The sequence below is a fragment of the Microcystis sp. M079S1 genome (assembly GCF_020246425.1).
GTDB classification, from domain to species: domain Bacteria; phylum Cyanobacteriota; class Cyanobacteriia; order Cyanobacteriales; family Microcystaceae; genus Microcystis; species Microcystis aeruginosa.
On the sequence record NZ_JADBSZ010000205.1, the window covers coordinates 1 to 18,284 of the forward strand.

An 18,284-nucleotide genomic window follows, 5' to 3' on the forward strand; every position below is an offset into this window, starting at 1 on the left:
ACAGAAACGCCGCTTTAAACATCTTGCAAAAGGGATTAAGTAGCGTGGGGCGCACGCAAACTTTAAACGCTTCGGGAGAGATTCCCTCTTGGTTGGTTGGAGAAATCCTGCTTGCTAACGGAGACTCAATGAACGAAGAATTCCCGTCTAAAGAGACGGGGAGCGTCAAAAAACGGAAATGGTAAAACATCAGGGTTAAATTGTGGCGGTCAGGAAAAGATCGACTATACTGTTAGACTTAAACAGGTCATAACCCAATGACCATCTAGCTATAATCATGTCACCGCCACAAAGATCATTTTATGCTTTCTGAGCCGGAACCGAGCGACACCCTCACCACTCCCACCGTCAATATGGGCGATCAAAGTACCGATATCAAGCCAATTTTAGCCTTAAAAGAGTTAGTCGCTAGTTTATATCGCGAACAAAACAAAGTTCAAAATCTCTTAAGTTCCCTCGGTTTTGCCCTGCGGAGTTTCAATAATTTAAACCAATTCCTCGATCTTACCCCCTTGATGGCCGCACGAGTGGCAGACGCGGAGGGAGGGGCATTGATTTTGAGCAAAAATAACGGTCAAGTGGCGCTCGATCAACTCCATTGCCAAGATAATCAAATTAATGGGGAACTACGCCGACAATTAGAGGCAATTATCCGACAATTAAACCAAGAACCGGCACTTGAGAATAAAAATCATCGATCGCTTCTCGATAGTCTCGACCATAAAATCCGGCAAACTCTCGGACAGGGTACGCAGGTTTATAGTACGCCTGTTTTAGTAAAAAATAGTGAGCGGGGGCGTTTATACGTTTTCAGTCGCGATCCCGATTATGGTTGGACACCCACCCGTCGGAAACTGCTGCAGCTAGTGGCCGATCAAACGGCGGTGGCTATAGCTAATAATGAATTAACGCTCGAATTGCGTGCCAAGGAACGTCAGGATCGAGAGTTAGAAATCGCTGCCGAAATCCAAAATCGTCTTTTACCCCGGCAATGTCCGAAAATTCAGGGGGTAGAATTGGCAGCCCACTGCAAAACGGCTAATCGCGTGGGTGGCGATTATTATGATTTTATCCCCTGCAACTACGATCAATTTAAACCGGCAAGGGAGGCGGAAATGGAAGCTAGTGCCGCTCCTTGGAGTATAGTGATCGGTGATGTCATGGGTAAAGGTGTCCCGGCAGGATTATTGATGACCATGACCCGGGGAATGTTGCGAGCGGAAGTGTTAAATCGTCACTCCCCAGCCCAGATTTTGCGTCATCTCAATCGGGTTATGTATGCCGATCTCGATAATTCTCATCGTTTCGTGACATTATTTTATTCCGAGTATGATCCCCTGACGCGCCGTCTTGGCTACAGTAATGCTGCCCATTATCCCACCCTCTGGTGGCGGGCTAAAACGGGAGCGTTAGAGTCTCTCGACACGGAAGGGACATTAGTTGGTTTAGAGGCCGATTCTATCTATGACGATGCCCAAGTGCAATTAGAAGCGGGAGATACGCTGATCTATTATACCGATGGCTTTACCGATGCAGTTAACTCGAAAGGGGAAAGATTTGATCAGAAAAATTGGCTATCGGCAGTTAAAGAAGCCTGTCAACAGTACACCGATCCCGAACAGATTCTAGAATATTTATTTGGGAAAGTTGCCGCTTTTACTGGGTTGGGAAATGACAGTAGCGACGATATGACTTTAGTAGTTATGCGAGTGAAATCGGAGGAATAAATCATCACTTCCTAGCTCATAAATTAGCTTAATCCTGCTCTTGCCAAGGAGCGAATAAAGGCAATAACGCTAACCCGGGTAAAGCGGCAATTACCGTGATTAAAAAGAACCACTGCCAACCGATCGCCTCAGCTAAAACTCCGGCGGGAGCCACCAAAATATCGCGACTAAAGGCCATTAAACTTGATAAGAGGGCGTACTGAGTAGCGGTAAAACGAGCATTGCAAAGACTCATTAAAAAAGCCACAAAAGCGGCAGTGACTAAGCCACCGCAGAAGTTTTCAATATTAATAGCCAAGACCATAAAAGGATAATTTTGCCCTAAATTTGCTAAAGTAAAATAGGCTAAATTACTAATAGCTTGCAAGCCGCCAAATATCCAGAGCGATCGATTAATTCCCCAACGACTTAACAGGGAACCACCTAATAAAACTCCCACCATAGTTGCTATCATGCCCATGCCGCCTTGTATCGCCCCGATATCGGTTTGACTGAAACCAGTTTTTAAGAGAAAAGGAGTCACCATATTATTAACTAAAGCATCCCCTAAACGATAGAGAACGATAAAGGCGAGAATACCGATTCCTTGACCTAATCGATAGCGTTGAAAAAACTCTTGGAAAGGCAACCAAACTGCCTCTAAAAGAGTTTGAGGAGTATCATCCCTAGGGGGAGTAGCTGGGGCGAAAAAAGACCAAATAATCGTTAAAGCCATCAGTGCAGCTAGGAAAAGATAGACGAGGGGCCAGGGAAAGTGATCGGCTAAAATTAAAGCGATCGAACCAGTTAAAATTAAAGCCAAACGATAACCTAAAACCCCGATCGCCACCCCCGCACCCATCTCCCATTTTTCTAAAATATCTGTGCGATAGGCATCGTAGGCAATATCTTGAGTGGCACTAAAAAAAGCAATCAGTAAAGCATTAATTGCCAATAATTCTAAAGATTGTTGCGGTTGTTGAAAAGCCATGAAACCAATCGCTAAAGTTAAACAAATTTGAGCGATTAAAATCCAACCGCGACGACGACCAAGAAAAGGAGGAACATAGCGATCGAGTAAGGGAGACCAAAGAAATTTGAGAGAGTAGGGGAGGGTGACTAAACTAAATAAACCGATCAATTGCAGAGCAACTCCTTCGGTGGTCATCCAAGCTTGCAGGGTGCGACCGGTGAGAAAATAGGGCAATCCGGAAGCGAAACCTAAGAATAACAAAGCCGCCATTTTTTGACTGCGGAACACTTGCAAATAAGCGGAAATTTCTTTGATCATGGAGGGGATAGGAGGATAGATTAGATTAAAGAATATAGTTAATTGACCCAAAAAGAAAGAGATTAGTTCTGACCGGCATCATCCCATCTTAACCATTGCCCGGCGATCAAAAAAAATTCCCGAAAAATAGCGGTCTTTCCCCCAACTGGGGCTATAGGCAGTAGAATGGATGAGATTTTGATTCAGTAGTCTTGAAAAATTGCGGTCTTCTCCCTAAGATAGATGCTTGATTCCCCCAACTAAATCCCACCCCTATCTATCCTTCCCGGATAAGGACTGCCATCCCCACCTTCCCTGCCGACTCCTGTGATTAAAGTGGACTCCTGTTTTATCTCATACCTATTGTCTAATCCCTCCGACTCGGAAGCGACCGGTGACACTGCCGCCATTACCGTCGAGGTGCGTTTGGCCCAAAGCCAAGATCTCAAAAGCTTGGCGGAAATTCTCACCGATAGTTTTTTCCCCACGGCCAATTATTGGTCTTTTCTGCGTCCTATCTTTAAATTAGGCATTTACGAGGACTTACGGGGACGATTGCGCGCCGATACCCCTTACTATCACTGTCTGGTAGTCAGTCAAACCAGCGTCACCGTCACGGGTCCTCAGGAAATTATTGTTGCTACGGCGGAAATCGCCTTAAAATCCAGTTCTTTTTTAGCTGTTCCCATTCCTTATATCTCTAATTTAGCCGTTAGTCCCGATCGCCGGCGTGCCGGTCTGGCCCGGAGATTGCTGCTCAAGTGTGAACAGATCGCTAGAGAATGGGGTTTTGAGGAACTTTCCCTCCATGTTCTCGATAATAATCTAGCGGCCCAGTCACTGTACTCAAGTAGCGGTTATCGTCTGCAAAAAACCGACGGTTGGTTGATCAATTGGTTATTTAATCGACCACAAAAGTTATTTCTGCACAAAAAAATCAGCCAATGAGGAGATAGGAGACTCCGAGACTCCGAGACAGGTTTTAGGTGTTGGGGGTTGGGGTTTTGGGGTTTTGGGGTTTTAGTTCAATTTCCCCACTTCCCCACTTCCCCACTTCCCCCACTTCCCCATTCCCCACTCCCCGCTCCCACGAAACAAACCCTAGATATTTCGACAAAATTGCCATGCAGAAGAACTATAAGGAAAAATTCTGGTATATTATCTGCTAACTCTCTAAAAAACCCGATTAGTTTAATAATCTTTTCCGGGTATCTGAGAAAAAAAATAGTTCATCCCTTTAAAATATGGTTTTAGGGAGATAATTAGTGACTGTGTGAGGCAATTTGTGGTTAATAAGACGAAATCAAGGCTTAAAAGCGGAAAATCAAGCAAATTAGCGGCTAAACCTGTGAAAAAGCGGCGATTGTCCGGTAAATGGTTCCTGACAGCCCTAGGCTTAACTGGCTGCGCCCTAGTTTCCGCTACGGCGGGGGCTATGTTGGCCGTGTCTCTCTCCTCCACACCTTTGCGACAAGCTGCTCTTAGTCCCGAAGAAGCCGCCGCTTTTAACAATCAGCAGGCGATATCCTATCAAAATCTGCAACTTCCCGCCCTCAACCGCCCCGTTAATATTCTGGTAGTTGGCGCAAAAGTGTTGACATCCGATGTCAAGGAGGCACAAACCCCAGATCTGGGTTATCATGCCCCGGTTAATTCCTTGGAGGGTTTAACCGATACCATGCTGTTACTGCGTTTTGACCCCCAAAGACAGAAGTTAACCATGCTTTCCATCCCCCGGGATACCCGCACCGATATCGAGGGTTACGGGGAGAAAAAAATCAATGAAGCTAACGCCCTCGGTGGACCTGCTTTAACGGCGGAAACGGTTAGTCATCTTTTGGACGGAGTGGCTATCGATCGCTATATTCGCATTAATGTGCAGGGTGTGGAAAAATTAATTGATGCTTTGGGGGGGGTGACGGTATATGTTCCCAAAGACATGAAGTACAAAGATTTTAGTCAACACCTCTACATTGACCTGAAAAAAGGGGAACAACACCTCAACGGCGAGAAATTCCTCCAGTTTGCCCGTTTTCGTTACGATGCTAACGGCGATATCGGTCGTATCCAACGACAACAGCAATTAATGCGGTCTTTAGTAGAACAAACCCTAAAACCAGCAACTTTATTGAAAATTCCCGATATTATCGAGGTTATCCGCAATCATATCGATACTAATCTCAGTTTAGAGGAGTTACTCGCTCTAGCCGGCTTTGCCTCCAAAACTCAGCGCGCTGATGTGCAAATGCTACTGCTACCCGGAGACTTTAATGGTGATGGTCGGCAAGGGATCAGTTATTGGCTACCCAATCAAAGTAAAATTCAAGAGCTAGTGGCTCAACATTTTAACCACGGCTCTTTTATGGCTGACATTGAGGAAACCACGCAACCGACTCGCATAGCTGTGGAAGACAGCACCGATAATCCAGAAGCGGTGCAAACTCTAGTCAGATATCTGCGCTCATTGGGTTATGAAAATGTTTTTGTCTCTAAGTCTTCATCGCCAATTCTAGAAACTACCAAAATTATTGCTCAAAAAGGGGATGATTCCCTGGCTGCTGCCCTGCATAATAGCCTTGGTGTCGGGGAAGTTTTGGTGGAAAGTACGGGGAATCTCGCTTCTGATGTGACGATTAAAATCGGTCAAGATTGGCAAGAAAAATCAGCTAATCTTTCTGAGCCATCCCTAGGCAACTAAGAAAAAAATCAAGTTTATCCGGGTTATTTATTAGCCAAAGTTTGACAAAAATTTTGGTGTTCTTGACTAGCTATTCCTTGCTTTAACACCTCCAAAACTTCGGATAAATTACCCGATAATAAAGCATTTTTATCCAGCCATAATCCAGGAAAGACTTGGGAGCAAAATATCTTATCTTGATTTGATTCTAGGGGCAAATATTCCCCATCAGTTAAGCGAAACCAATCCAATTCTTGGTCATCTACTCGCCAGATAATATACTCTTGCACTCCATGATGACGATAAACTTTGAGTTTTTCGTGTAAATCGTAGGAAGCAGTAGAAGCGGCAATTTCCACGATTAATTCCGGCGCACCTTCCAGATAACCATCTTCACTAATGCTTGATTGTCCACCGGTTTCTATTCTTAATAAAGCATCCGGTTGTGGTTCATTATCCCCATCCAGTCGCACAGTAGTATTATCTGCTAATTCTACCCCCGGTGTAACGTACCAATAGTATCCTAACCAAGTGATAATACGAGCGTGAGGATTGCCATGATTTTTGATGCGGACGGGGGATGCCATATAAACAACTCCTGCGATTAATTCAGCTTTTTTTAGCTGTGTCATTGCTTGATAACGGCGCTCGAATTCAGGACGAGTTAATCTATCACCATTTTTGAGAGTGGGAATAATATGGGGGGAAACTGTGTTAGTCGATAGCATAATTTTTGGCTCATCAAGAAACTACTATCAAGGCTTAAGTTTTCTTACCAGACTCAGTTAATTTATCGATTAGGTTAAGCTGTGCATCGAGAGTATCGAAGATATCCTATACTTATTTTACAGCGTTTCTGATCATTTACCTGGAACCTTGCGCCATGTTTGCCTTAGTTTCACTAGATAAAATCGAGCTACCGGCGGGGTCCTTAGTGAGATTACCTGCCACTTGGCTAGATTATCAAACTTTGTCTCGGCAAAGGGGCGACAATTCTCAGCCTAAAATCAAATATCACAATGGAGAAGTCTTGCTTATGTCTCCACTTCCTAAGCATGGACGTGATGCCCATTTAATTGCTAATATTATCATCACCTTATTGGATTATCTGGGGCGTGAGTACGAGGCTTTTACTCCCGTAACCATGGAATTACCAGAAACAAGTGGTATTGAACCAGATTATAGTTTTTATATTGACCATTGGCCGGCTATAGCAGGGAAAGCCAGAATTGACTGGGTAAATGATCCTCCCCCCGATTTAGTATTAGAAATTGATGTCACCAGTTACTCGAATGTGGATGACTATCTGCCTTATCAAGTGCCTGAAATTTGGTTGTATCGTCAGAAAAATCTCTATATTTATTGGCTAGAGAATCAAGAGTATATCCCTCGCCATCAAAGTCAATATTTTCCTAACTTTAACCTACAAAATCTAGTTTCTTTCTGTGGAGAAATTGCCGACAATCGCAATAGTAGTATGGCAATTCGTCAACTAAAACAACATCTCGAAGATTTTTATAAGTAGGGAGGCACAATTATTTGTAGGATGGGTTAGCGGTAGCGTAACATGAGCGGGCGTTGGGTTTCACGCTTCAACCCAACCTACGTTCATCTTATATTTAATTCCACCCACCTACTTAGTATTTAAACTAATTTTTCCCGCTGACAGCGTCTTTGATGGCAACGAAGTAAATCCTCCCACTCCTGTTTCCTCTATTTAACCATGAATAATTTTAAAATACTGCTCATCGGTTACGGTAATACTTTAAGAAATGATGACGGAGTGGGAGTGAGAATAGCCGAAATTATTGCCGAGGAGAATTTGCCTAATGTGCAAGTCATCGCTACCCATCAATTGACTCCTGAGTTAGCAGCCGATATAGCTGACGCTTCCCTAGTTATTTTTGTTGATGCGGTATTATCTAATCAAACTGATATCCGGATAGAAAAATTAGCAGCAGTTACCGAATGGAATAATTTAGGTCATGCAGAAAGTCCCGCTTCTTTATTAGCATTAACTCAAGCAATTTATCAACAAACTCCCAGGGCCTGGGGAATATTTATTCCTGCTATTAATTGTGAATTTGGTGAAGAATTATCAACAATAACTGAAAAGGGCTTGACAAACGCAATCAAAGCTATTAGGAAAATTATTACTTCTGAGGATTTGACTGAATACCAAAAGCAGGACTTTGATAATCTTCCGGCAGATAATTTTCAGGAATAGTGCTGTGATTGCCATCCCGGAGAGCCTTGTAGTGAGGAGACATAATTTCGATGCCAACTTCGTTACATTTATCCTGAATATTTTGATGTAATTCAGAATAAATATACACCATTTTGCTAGGATGATCAGTGTAGGCATTTAGCTGATAGCTGACATAAAAATCATCGAGACTGGTTTGCAAGACAAAAGGAGCAGGTTCTGAGACAATAAATTTAGTGGCTAAGGCTGCTTCTTTCAGGGTTGCGTGGACCTTACGCCAAGGTAAATCATAACCGAGAGTGACTGTGGTTTGCAAAATTAAAGGTTGTTTGAATTCCCTTTGAGAAACGCTAAAGTTAATCACATTGGTGTTTAACAGCGATGAATTAGGAATCGTGATAATTCTATTAGCCGGTGTGCGAATACGGGTGACTAATAATCCTTTTTCAATCACATCTCCAATAACATCACCAATAGAAATTTTATCTCCTAGTTGAAAAGAGCGGGTATAGATGAGGATAATTCCTCCCACCACGTTAGCGATAGCAGAGGTAGAACCCAAGGAAAATAGCACCCCTAAAAATACCGACACCCCCTGAAAAGCAGGAGAATTAAATCCGGGTAGATAGGGAAAAGCGATGACTATAGCTAAGGCAATTATCAGCAGTGACAGTAAATTATAGGTTGGTTTTGCCCAATCGGGATAGAAACCATTAATTACTAAATTTTCTCTTTCCAATCCAGTGAAAAATGGTTTAATTGCTCTCAACAGATAGTGAGTTATAAAAACAATTAGCAGTATAATAAAAATATTGGGTAAATATTTTGCTATCTCTTGGGAAATAACTTCCAAAGCACTAAAAAAGTATTGCAGAAACCCATCACCAAATTTTCTAGTCCAGGGAAAAAGACGAAGGACAAAAGTTAAATAAAAATAGAGAATAGTTAAAATAATTAGAGTTCGGATAAATTGCAAAACTCTTAGGGAAAAAATTCCTATTGTCTGGGAACTAATAATCTCAAAATTTTGGAATACGACCCCAGGAACTAGGGAGGTGATTAATCTCTGACTCTGGGGAAAAACCCGCGAAGATATAAAAATTATTACCCAGAAAATTAAGACCGTGGCCAAGGTAGCACTTACTGTCAAAACTGCATCTTTTAAGAGGTTATCTGGTTGACGTTCTTGACGATAACGGACAATGGCCGCTTTCATCTTTGCTAAAGCTCGTTCGGCCAATACTTCTTGACTTACTGAGTGTAATTTGGCATCTTTAGAAGTAATAGTAGCAATAACCGTATCTCCCAAAATAATCGAAGGGTTTTTGTCTTCAGGATCGATTTTTATGGTTAAATCTTCAGGAGAAAGGACATCGTCATCGGCAATTTTTTCAATTCTGGCTGTAATCGATTTCGCTCTTTCTTGCGCTGAAAAAGAACCTATTCCTTGCCGAATCGTAAAAAGTTCTTGATTATCAAGCATGACGGGAAAAACTTCTCCCAAAGTTTCCAGGGGTGTTTCCTGTCCTTGTTTAGCAGGATTATTCTGGGCCGCTATCATGAAGATGGGGGATAAAGTCAGTAACAAAACTAAACAAAACAGCCCTAGGTAACGCCAGATTTTTTTCATCTTCTAAGCCACAATTGCACAGGAGCGATCGAGTTTAATACCTCTTTTTTTCATCGTAGCATGGAATAGTTCTGTGGATAACACCTGTTCCACCGGATAAATCCCGGCTTTTTGGAGTTTTGCCGCTAAGATTAATTCTGCCACGCTGCCAGTTCCCCAACCCGCTGCTTGAGCAGTATTCTCGTGGACTATAGTTGCTTGATAAACTGCTTTTTGCTGCCCTTGCCATCCGGCGACTTTTGCCAACATTGCTACCCCAATTCCCGAAAATTTATCGGTTACTTCTGTCATGCGATAACTAACTTGGGAAAAAAACTCGATTCCCCGAGAACTTTCTACCCAAGCATCGGGAAAAATATGGGCAGTAATCCAAGTTAAATGATTATAAAAATCGGGAATAGAACCAAATTTTGTGATCACATTTTGCACTTGAAAAGATTCAGCAAAAGTATAGGTTTCTGGCATATCAAACCAATAAACACCAGTTTGACCTAAAGGAGCGGGAAAGTCAATTACTTCTCTAGCAGTATAGGGTTTAATCTCTTGCCATTGTCCCTCAATCCAAGCTAAAAAAGGCTTTTTTAAGCCGAGAAAAGTTGTCCGCATCACAGTTAATCCCGCACCTCCTGAACCAGCTACGGCATAATTTAAACGGATCGTTTCTACCCTATCTAACTGTTCGACTCCCTCTCGCACTATACTATTAGAAATACCGGGGAAAATTCCCGTATTAACCACGGCAGTTATTCCCGCTTTTATCGCTAATTCTCGATAGGGGATTAACTTTTGATAAAAAGAACGATGATCACTAACATCAATATAATTGACTTTTTCTTCGATGCAGATTTTTACTACCCTGCCATCGCGATAATGAAAGGGACCGGCACAATGAATGACTAAATCACTATTTTTAATTGCCTGTCTCAGCTTGTCTATTTCTTCTAAATCTAAAGCTAAAAAATGCATTCTTGGCAGTAATTTAATGGCTTTTTCCTTGCGTCCTGTGATAATAATTTTAGCTGAAGTATGATTAATAATATCTAGGGCTACACTTTGACCAATGCGACCGGTGCCACCTAAAATTAAAACAGTTTTTTCCATGGCAACTATCAATAATGTTTGGGGTGCATCTCAATTTTGGAGAAATAGCTAGATGACATTTGGGGCGCACGCGGTGCGCCCCTACCATTGGTGCAATAATATTATCGTAGGGGCGAATTGCCTTCGCCCTCTTTGAACAACTTCTGCTGCTCACCATAAGTGAGAGAAAATCACAAATATGAGATGCACCCAATGTTTGTTGCCCTAGTATAGCATCCTCTTGGTAAATTTGCCCATTTTCCAAGATGAAAATTTTAGAATAATCCCAACTTATTTAATGCGTCCCAGGGGCAAGAAAATGGTTAAAATCTCACCTTCTTCGGGTTTTTCACGCACAATAAATTTACCTCCCAAAGCTTGAAAAAGGTTTTTAGTCACCTTCATATTCAGACTTAAACTACCCGTTTCTGGTTGAAACATTAGGACTTTTCCTAAAGCTTTGAGAGTAAGATTAGGCGATTTTACCTGAGTTTGGAACTGCATTTTTAATTGATTTCCTGCCGTTGATATATGTACCTGCAACAGGCCACCACTAGCCATACTGCGAGTACATTTTTCCACGACTCCATTTAACATTTGATCCAATAAATTCGGGTCGCTAATTACCGAAGGCAATTTTTTCGGTACATTAACTTCTAAATTGACATTGCGCCGTTTAGCTTGTTTTTGCCACCGGGGAATACTATCTTGAAAGACTTTTTCTAGAGCAATTGGAATTAATTGAATCGGTTTATCTACCAGAGGATTAATACCCAATTCTGCGGCTCGGAAAATTAATTCCATGCGCTGAATTTGTTCACTACATTCTAAATCGATTGTTTCTAAATATTTCTGCACATCTTCCGTTACTTTTGCCCGTTTTAATAATAATCGGGTAATGGTGCGAATGGTGGTTAAAGGGGTGCGAATTTCGTGGGTTAAGGCGCGCAATAATTCCAAATCACAACCCGATTCTAAATTAGAATTATCTTCCTCTGGGGGAGTGATTTCGCTATTGATAGGCGATTTCGTTTTTTTCAGGTCTAAATTAGACTGGTCGGGTAAATTTTGCAGTAATTGGCGGCTAAATTGGCTAACTAGACGATAATCCGGCGAGGGACTGCCATTAGCCTCGATAATTGCCTCTAAAGTCCCGATTTGCGGATAACGCAGATTAACTAATCGTTGCCGCAACTGCTGCCAAGCTTGCTGAGTGAGGACGGGATCAAAGGAAAATTGAAAAGAGGACAAACCCCACTGATCCTCGCCTAAAACCAGCAAAAGAGAGAAACTTTCGCTAAAAACCAGACAAAATCTTTCATTAGCAATCGGATCCGTTGGCAAGAGAGGCAATTCATGAATCTCCGTCGGGGAAATATCGGCGGCGGATTTTTCCTGAGAAGGCAATTGCAAACCCGGCCATTGCAAATGTTTTAAAGCTTTAACGGTAAAAACCCCGAATTCAAAACCCGTTAAAGCCTTGCTTTCTCTGACTAAAGCCGTCGGACCGGAGAGAATTAAACCCCGACTGGCGGCAGCATTATTTTGGTTTTGTAATAAGATATTTTCTAAAGCGGCGATCGCTGCGAACCATTCACTTTCCGCTTTCAGTTGCGAGCGCTTGAGCCATTCCGATAAATTAGGATAAAAAGCATTGGGGGTGAAGGTTTCCCGGTCCTGATGGTCAGTTGGCGGGAAAATATCGCTTAATTTCGGTAAAGACCCCTTTAACATCGTCTTCATCACTGACTAGATACAAATTCCTTACCTAGAATAGTACCCCCGTTAATGCTCATCCCATAACGGTAAAACCGAACTCTATTGGCAGTGATATCCGCGTTTTGATAACAGTTATCTTAATGGTGAGGTACAAAGTCTCTGGTTTTGGGGAGTCGGTCGTCGATACCAAATTAGGTTACACTTCATCTTTAGTTGTTCACCTATGCCGGTTGTGGGATTCGTGGCTCAATTCAATCTCGATAAGTCTGATATTTAATTACACCTCCCCACTTATGTATTTTTTTGTTACATTTAAGTATTTTTTGCTTATCTATAGTTATCATTGAATAACTTAAAGTGTTCCCCAATTATTTCCCGAACTAACCAATCTTTGATCCCAAAACCTTTTGCCTTGACGTTAGGTCAATGGGAGGAACCATCGGGTCTTGGAGGTACTAACATAAATTATGACACTCGACAAACTTTTGAAATTAGGAGAAATTAGTTATTTAAACCAGTTCTTTATTAGATTATTTCTAGTGATTTCTTGTCTTTTTGTCTTTTATTGCCTATAATTTTCCTCACTTTTCTAATTAACAAGGAGAATACAATCATGCAATCTCTCAACTTTTCTATTATCCAAGAAATCAAACATCAAGGAATTTGTGATGCTTCTGCAGCCACTGCTTTAGGAGAAAATAAATTTGTTATTGGTAATGATGAGGCGGATACAGAATTAGGTAATATTCTCTGGATTTATTCCTCTCAAGAGTCGGGAAAAGCACTGGAAACAATTGACATTAATGGTTGGCTTAAAAACAATCCTAAAAATAAAGAAATCGACTTGGAGGGGGTAACTGTACTAAATGACATAATCTATTGGATTACTTCCCATGGACGCAATAAAGATGCTAAACGAAAACTCCCTCGTCATCAATTTTTTGCCAGTAAAATTAACGATGACGGCTCTAGTATAGTTCAAGTGGGTGAGTCTTATACTCAGTTAGTCTTGCGCGATATTATTGAAGACTCTGACTTGGCTGAAATATTTGATTTCAAAACGGCAGAAACCAAAGCTCCTAAAGCTGAAGGAGGATTAAATATTGAAGGTTTAACGGCAACTCCAGACGGAAATATCTTAATCGGTTTTCGTAATCCTATACCAAACGATAAAGCTCTTTTATTAACTCTAAAAAATCCTGAAAGTTTAGTTATTAATTCCACCAATGCTCGGGCTGAATTTGGTGATCCTATCTTGTTAGATTTGGGAGGATTAGGAATTCGTAGCATTGAATTTTGGCCAGCTTTAGAAGTATATTTAATTATTGCTGGAGAATTTCATGGAGGCGATCAATTCGTTTTCTATACTTGGTCAGGAAAAAAAGAAGATGCACCAGAAAAGATAGAATCACTGCAATTCCCTGACGGGTTTCGTCCAGAAGCTTTGTTGTTTTATCCCCATTTCCCAGATCGCTTTCAGATTTTCAGCGATGATGGTACAATCGAGCGAGTTGGTAATACTCCCTGTAAAGATATTCCCGATAAAAATAGTCCCGAAAAATATTTCCGCAGTATTTGGGTAAAAGTTAATTAATAGCAATTCTCACCCATAAAAACTAGACATCGAATCATCGAATTTAAGTTCCCATTTCCCCTTTTTCCCATTTTAAGGGAGACGAAGGCAGGGGGATCGAACTCTTGTAGCCGGATTTTGGAGAATTGATATAATTAGACATCCCTCTTAGTGGAACCTCAACAAAACCTAGAATAAAAATAGCTTTCAACCCATGTAGGGATAAGCTTTAAGCTCAAAAAAACCGTTGATCACGTCTTCTCAATGGTTTTTTGTCTTAGAAGCTCTATTAACCTTTTTCTCTTATCCAGAGGACTTCTGGGTTCGCAAAAGGACAAAAAAGTGTGGAGAATCCTCCCATAATCGCTACAATTTTTCTAGAGGCTAAGTCTTGCTCTCATTCAAGTTCTTTTGTACTAATTAAAAACCATGAAAATTCTTCACGGTACTTGGATTCCCCAATCAACGGACGAATTTATTCAGAAGGGTAGCTTTTATCTTTGGGGAGAAACTAGCACCCCGAAAAAGAGTCGCACCACTGCTGATAATTATCATCCTTTTCAGTTAAGCAAAGAAGAATTAACTAGCTTTCTCACTGGAGAATTAGGAATAGTTCAATCGAATTATAATCCTCTTAGTCGGCAATTTGTCCCCCGCTACTTTCTTTTACCTAGTCACGAGAATCAACCTTTACCCTCCTTAGAATTACTGCGTTATCTAGAAAAAGAACCCCCAGAAAATAGCCAATGGCAATCTTGGCAAATTGATTGTTATCCCCTTAATCCTGTACTTAAACTGCTCAATGATCTGCACTTTATCTGTCTTTACAACTCCTCAGAGATTCAGTTAGGTGCAGATTTACTTTTTTGGTATCACTACAGTCAAGCTTTTAAAGAAATAATTCTCAAAGATAACTATATTCCTGCCTTTAAATATCGAGAATTAGCCACAAATAACCAGAAAACCGCTAACTTTGCCATCTACCCTCTTTGGGAAATTATATCAGCAACCTACGAAACCAATCTCGATCACTATCTCGAATATCTTCCCCGCATTTGTCTTGCTGGTGCTGAAAATCCCCATGCTTCACCACAATTATACGATCCCAAAACCCTACTCCGGCACTTCTCCGAATGTCTCCTCAATGAAATTGTCACTAATACGGCAATTCCTGCCAGTTTTGATAAAAAAATTGGCGAGACAATTATAGGTGACTGCCTCTCTGTGACTAAAGCTGCTGGATTTCTGCAAACTGCCGCTGCCTTAGAAAAATATCAACAGTGGCAAACTTGGAGACAGCAATTACTAGGAGACCAAAATATATCTAGTTTTAGCCTTGGTTTTAAACTAACCGAGGCCCCAGAAGATAATATTGAACAGTGGCAAATTACTTTTATTCTCATCTCTAAACAAGACCCCTCCCTGCGATTAGAATTAGACGAATATTGGTATGCAGTCCCCGATACTAGAACAAGCATACGAGCGCATTTTGGTCAAGATTTAGACAAAAATATTTTACTAAGTTTGGGTTATGCTGCCCGTATTTATCCCTCCATTTGGCAAGGATTAGAAACGGATAAACCGACGGGATTTTATCTCAACCTTACAGAAGCTTTTACTTTCTTAAAAGAAACTGCTTGGATTTTAGAAGATGCGGGATATAAGGTAATTATTCCCGCTTGGTGGACTCCCCAAGGTCGTCAACGCGCCAAAGTTCGGCTAAAAACTACTTCTAAATCGGGCAAATCTACCCCCGTTAGTAAAGGGATTTTTAGCCTCGAAAACATCATTGAATATCAATATGAACTAGCCATCGGTGAAGAAACTATTACCCAAGAGGAATGGCAACAATTAATTAATACCAAAACACCCCTAGTTAAATTTCGAGGTCAATGGGTAGAATTAGAACAAAATAAAATGCAGCAAATGCTGGATTTTTGGCAGAAATATCAGCAGGAAAATCCTGAGATGAATCTGATTGAATTAATGAAAAAAGCTGCCGAATACCCAGAAGAGATTATTGTTGAAACCGATGATTTTTTGGGTTCTATGCTAGAGAAATTACAAAATCCTAGTCAACTAGAACCGATCGAAAATCCCCCCCAATTACAAGGAACGCTGCGGGAGTACCAAAAGCGCGGGGTTGCCTGGATTCAATACCTAGAACAATTGGGGTTAAATGGTTGTCTTGCTGACGATATGGGATTAGGAAAAACCCTACAGGTAATTGCTAGATTGATTGGGGAAAGAGAGGGAGATAATAATGTTTTGCCAACTCTGCTAGTCGCACCCACTTCTGTGGTGGGAAATTGGGCAAAAGAAATTGAAAAATTTGCCCCCCATCTTCAGGTTTTAATTCATCATGGTAGTAAGCGCTATCAAGATGAGAGCGAATTTCAGACAGTAGCTAGTCACAAGGATATCGTCATTACTTCCTTTACCTTAGTTCGCAAGGATCTGAAATTATTTAACTCGCAATCTTGGCAACGTTTGGTAATTGATGAAGCACAAAATATCAAAAATCCTAAAGCGGCACAAACTAAAGCAATCTTGAGTTTATCTGCACAACATCGTCTCGCATTAACGGGAACTCCAGTAGAAAATAGACTGCTTGATTTATGGTCAATTTTTAACTTCCTTAACCCCGGTTATTTAGGTAAAGAAACTCAATTTCGTAAAGCGTTTGAAGTGCCAATCCAAAAACAAAATGATCGTCTCCAGTCCACGGTTCTCAAAAAATTAGTGGAACCTTTTATTCTGCGTCGGGTAAAAACCGATAAGCAGATAATTAAAGATTTACCTGACAAAGTGGAAAACAAACAGTATTGTAATTTAACTAAAGAACAAGCTTCTCTCTACGAAGTTGTCATCAAAGAAGTAGAAAAACAATTAGAAGAAGCGGAGGGAATAAAACGCAAAGGATTAATTTTATCTACCCTGATGCGCTTGAAACAAATTTGTAATCACCCGCGTCAATTTTTACAGGATAACAGCGCTTTTACTCCTGAGCGATCGCATAAGTTAGAGCGTTTGGGAGAAATGCTAGAAGAAGTAATTTTAGAGGGAGATAGTCTGCTAATTTTCACTCAATTTACTGAAATCGGTGACTCCTTACAAAAGTACCTTAAACAAACTTTTCGCTACAATACCTATTATCTTCACGGGGGGACTTCTCAACCAAAACGAGAACAAATGATCGAAGAATTTCAACATCCCGAAACAGAACCTTCCGTATTTATTTTATCCTTAAAAGCTGGGGGAGTTGGCATTACTTTAACCAAAGCAAATCATGTTTTTCATTTTGATCGTTGGTGGAATCCTGCGGTGGAAAATCAAGCAACCGATCGCGCTTTTAGAATTGGTCAACAAAAAAATGTTTTCGTGCATAAATTTGTCACTTTGGGAACCTTAGAGGAAAGAATTGATGAAATGATCGAGGAAAAGAAAAAGGTAGCTAATGCTATTGTTAGTAATGATGAATCCTGGTTAACGGAATTAGATAACGAAAGTTTTCGTCAGTTAATCGCATTGAATAAACAGACAATTATTTAATCGAGGTAAACCCATGAATAAATTTAGTAAAACTTGGTGGGGACAACGCTTTATAGAAGCATTAGAGGAATTTACCGACTCAGCGCGCTTGAGTCGAGGACGTTCCTACGCTAAAAATGATAAAGTCAAGAATTACAAAATTGACGGTAATTTAATTACTGCTCAGGTGCGAGGTTCCATTAATCCCTACTTTGGGGTTTACAAAGAACCTTTGTATAGCGTGAGTATCGAGATTAAACCAATTACTAAAGCAGAGTGGTCACAAGCTTTATATAATCTTGGTTCAAGAGCGAGTATGATCTCTAAACTGCTGCTCAAAGAAGTTCCCGATAATATTGATGAAGCATTTAGCGATCTGAATCTACACTTATTACCCCACAGTCAAAAGGATTTTATCACCAATTGTTCCTGTCCCGATTGGGAAAATCCCTGTAAACATATTGCTGGAGTTTATTACCTCGTTGCTTCCCAATTAGATCAGGATCCTTTCCTCTTATTTGAATTACGGGGTATCTCTCGTCAAAAATTACTGCAAGAATTAGCAAAAACTCCCCTCGGTAAGCTGCTTTCCTCCTCCATCCAAGAGGAAGAAATTCCTCTTAACCCGGTTACTTCTTATCACACTAAACCCGAAACCATACCAGCAGCACAAACAATTGATCTCAAAGAATTTTGGCACTCCCATCACCGTTTACCCGAAAATCCTCAGTTAGTTAAATCCGCAACTATTCCCGCAATTGTCATTAAAAAAGCTGGTGATTATCCTGCATTTTGGGATAAGGATACCTCCTTTATCGAGGTGATGGAAGAAATGTATCAACGGGTACGCAATAAAAATGCAGGTATGTTATAATTTTTAAGACAAGCAGAA

Annotated in this window: 13 protein-coding genes and 1 pseudogene; 9 read left to right on the forward strand and 5 right to left on the reverse strand. The window is 40.9% G+C overall.

What is annotated here, in order from left to right; all coding sequences use genetic code 11:
• Both IM456_RS13445 and IM456_RS13450 read left to right on the forward strand, forming a co-directional pair.
• A pseudogene (locus tag IM456_RS13445) lies at positions 1-185 on the forward strand (RNA-guided endonuclease TnpB family protein); the annotation flags it as partial.
• A gap of 117 nt (positions 186-302) precedes the next feature.
• Positions 303-1,727 carry a PP2C family protein-serine/threonine phosphatase gene (locus IM456_RS13450; protein ID WP_149987376.1) on the forward strand — a complete coding sequence of 475 codons (1,425 nt, stop codon included), beginning with the start codon at positions 303-305 and terminating at the stop codon, positions 1,725-1,727.
• 28 nt (positions 1,728-1,755) lie between these two features.
• On the opposite strand, the gene IM456_RS13455 is transcribed toward IM456_RS13450, so the two are convergent.
• Positions 1,756-2,997, reverse strand: a complete 1,242-nt coding sequence (locus IM456_RS13455; RefSeq protein ID WP_287691945.1) for an AmpG family muropeptide MFS transporter — start codon at positions 2,995-2,997, stop codon at positions 1,756-1,758.
• A gap of 306 nt (positions 2,998-3,303) precedes the next feature.
• Between IM456_RS13455 and IM456_RS13460 the strand changes: the two genes are divergently transcribed.
• Both IM456_RS13460 and IM456_RS13465 read left to right on the forward strand, forming a co-directional pair.
• The gene (locus tag IM456_RS13460) at positions 3,304-3,924 is read left to right on the forward strand and encodes a GNAT family N-acetyltransferase (RefSeq protein ID WP_149987378.1); all 621 of its coding nucleotides are present in this window, start codon (positions 3,304-3,306) and stop codon (positions 3,922-3,924) included.
• A gap of 337 nt (positions 3,925-4,261) precedes the next feature.
• A complete protein-coding gene (locus IM456_RS13465; protein WP_287691949.1) occupies positions 4,262-5,674 on the forward strand; it encodes an LCP family protein in 1,413 nt (470 codons plus the stop codon).
• A 23-nt stretch (positions 5,675-5,697) separates the two neighbouring features.
• On the opposite strand, the gene IM456_RS13470 is transcribed toward IM456_RS13465, so the two are convergent.
• Complete coding sequence (locus IM456_RS13470) at positions 5,698-6,381, reverse strand: Uma2 family endonuclease (protein WP_287691951.1); 684 nt, start codon at positions 6,379-6,381, stop codon at positions 5,698-5,700.
• Between the two features lie 155 nt (positions 6,382-6,536).
• Between IM456_RS13470 and IM456_RS13475 the strand changes: the two genes are divergently transcribed.
• A complete protein-coding gene (locus IM456_RS13475; protein WP_149987381.1) occupies positions 6,537-7,178 on the forward strand; it encodes a Uma2 family endonuclease in 642 nt (213 codons plus the stop codon).
• Positions 7,179-7,376: 198 nt separating this feature from the next.
• The gene (locus IM456_RS13480; protein ID WP_149987382.1) at positions 7,377-7,880 is read left to right on the forward strand and encodes a hydrogenase maturation protease; all 504 of its coding nucleotides are present in this window, start codon (positions 7,377-7,379) and stop codon (positions 7,878-7,880) included.
• Here the strand turns inward: IM456_RS13480 and IM456_RS13485 are convergent.
• The 3 genes from IM456_RS13485 to IM456_RS13495 form a co-directional block, all read right to left on the reverse strand.
• A complete protein-coding gene (locus tag IM456_RS13485; protein WP_149987383.1) occupies positions 7,807-9,489 on the reverse strand; it encodes a mechanosensitive ion channel family protein in 1,683 nt (560 codons plus the stop codon). The two genes, IM456_RS13480 and IM456_RS13485, sit on opposite strands and share 74 nt — an antisense overlap.
• Positions 9,490-9,492: 3 nt before the next feature.
• Positions 9,493-10,590, reverse strand: coding sequence for a saccharopine dehydrogenase family protein (locus IM456_RS13490; RefSeq protein ID WP_149987384.1), 1,098 nt, complete (start codon positions 10,588-10,590; stop codon positions 9,493-9,495).
• A gap of 270 nt (positions 10,591-10,860) precedes the next feature.
• Positions 10,861-12,303, reverse strand: coding sequence for a sensor histidine kinase (locus tag IM456_RS13495; protein WP_149987385.1), 1,443 nt, complete (start codon positions 12,301-12,303; stop codon positions 10,861-10,863).
• Positions 12,304-12,901: 598 nt separating this feature from the next.
• Between IM456_RS13495 and IM456_RS13500 the strand changes: the two genes are divergently transcribed.
• The 3 genes from IM456_RS13500 (at position 12,902) to IM456_RS13510 (ending at position 18,266) form a co-directional block, all read left to right on the forward strand.
• A complete protein-coding gene (locus IM456_RS13500) occupies positions 12,902-13,882 on the forward strand; it encodes a DUF3616 domain-containing protein (RefSeq protein ID WP_149987386.1) in 981 nt (326 codons plus the stop codon).
• A 408-nt stretch (positions 13,883-14,290) separates the two neighbouring features.
• Complete coding sequence (locus IM456_RS13505; protein WP_287691959.1) at positions 14,291-17,413, forward strand: DEAD/DEAH box helicase; 3,123 nt, start codon at positions 14,291-14,293, stop codon at positions 17,411-17,413.
• Between the two features lie 13 nt (positions 17,414-17,426).
• Positions 17,427-18,266 carry an SWIM zinc finger family protein gene (locus IM456_RS13510; protein WP_287691961.1) on the forward strand — a complete coding sequence of 280 codons (840 nt, stop codon included), beginning with the start codon at positions 17,427-17,429 and terminating at the stop codon, positions 18,264-18,266.
• Positions 18,267-18,284: the final 18 nt, after the last annotated feature.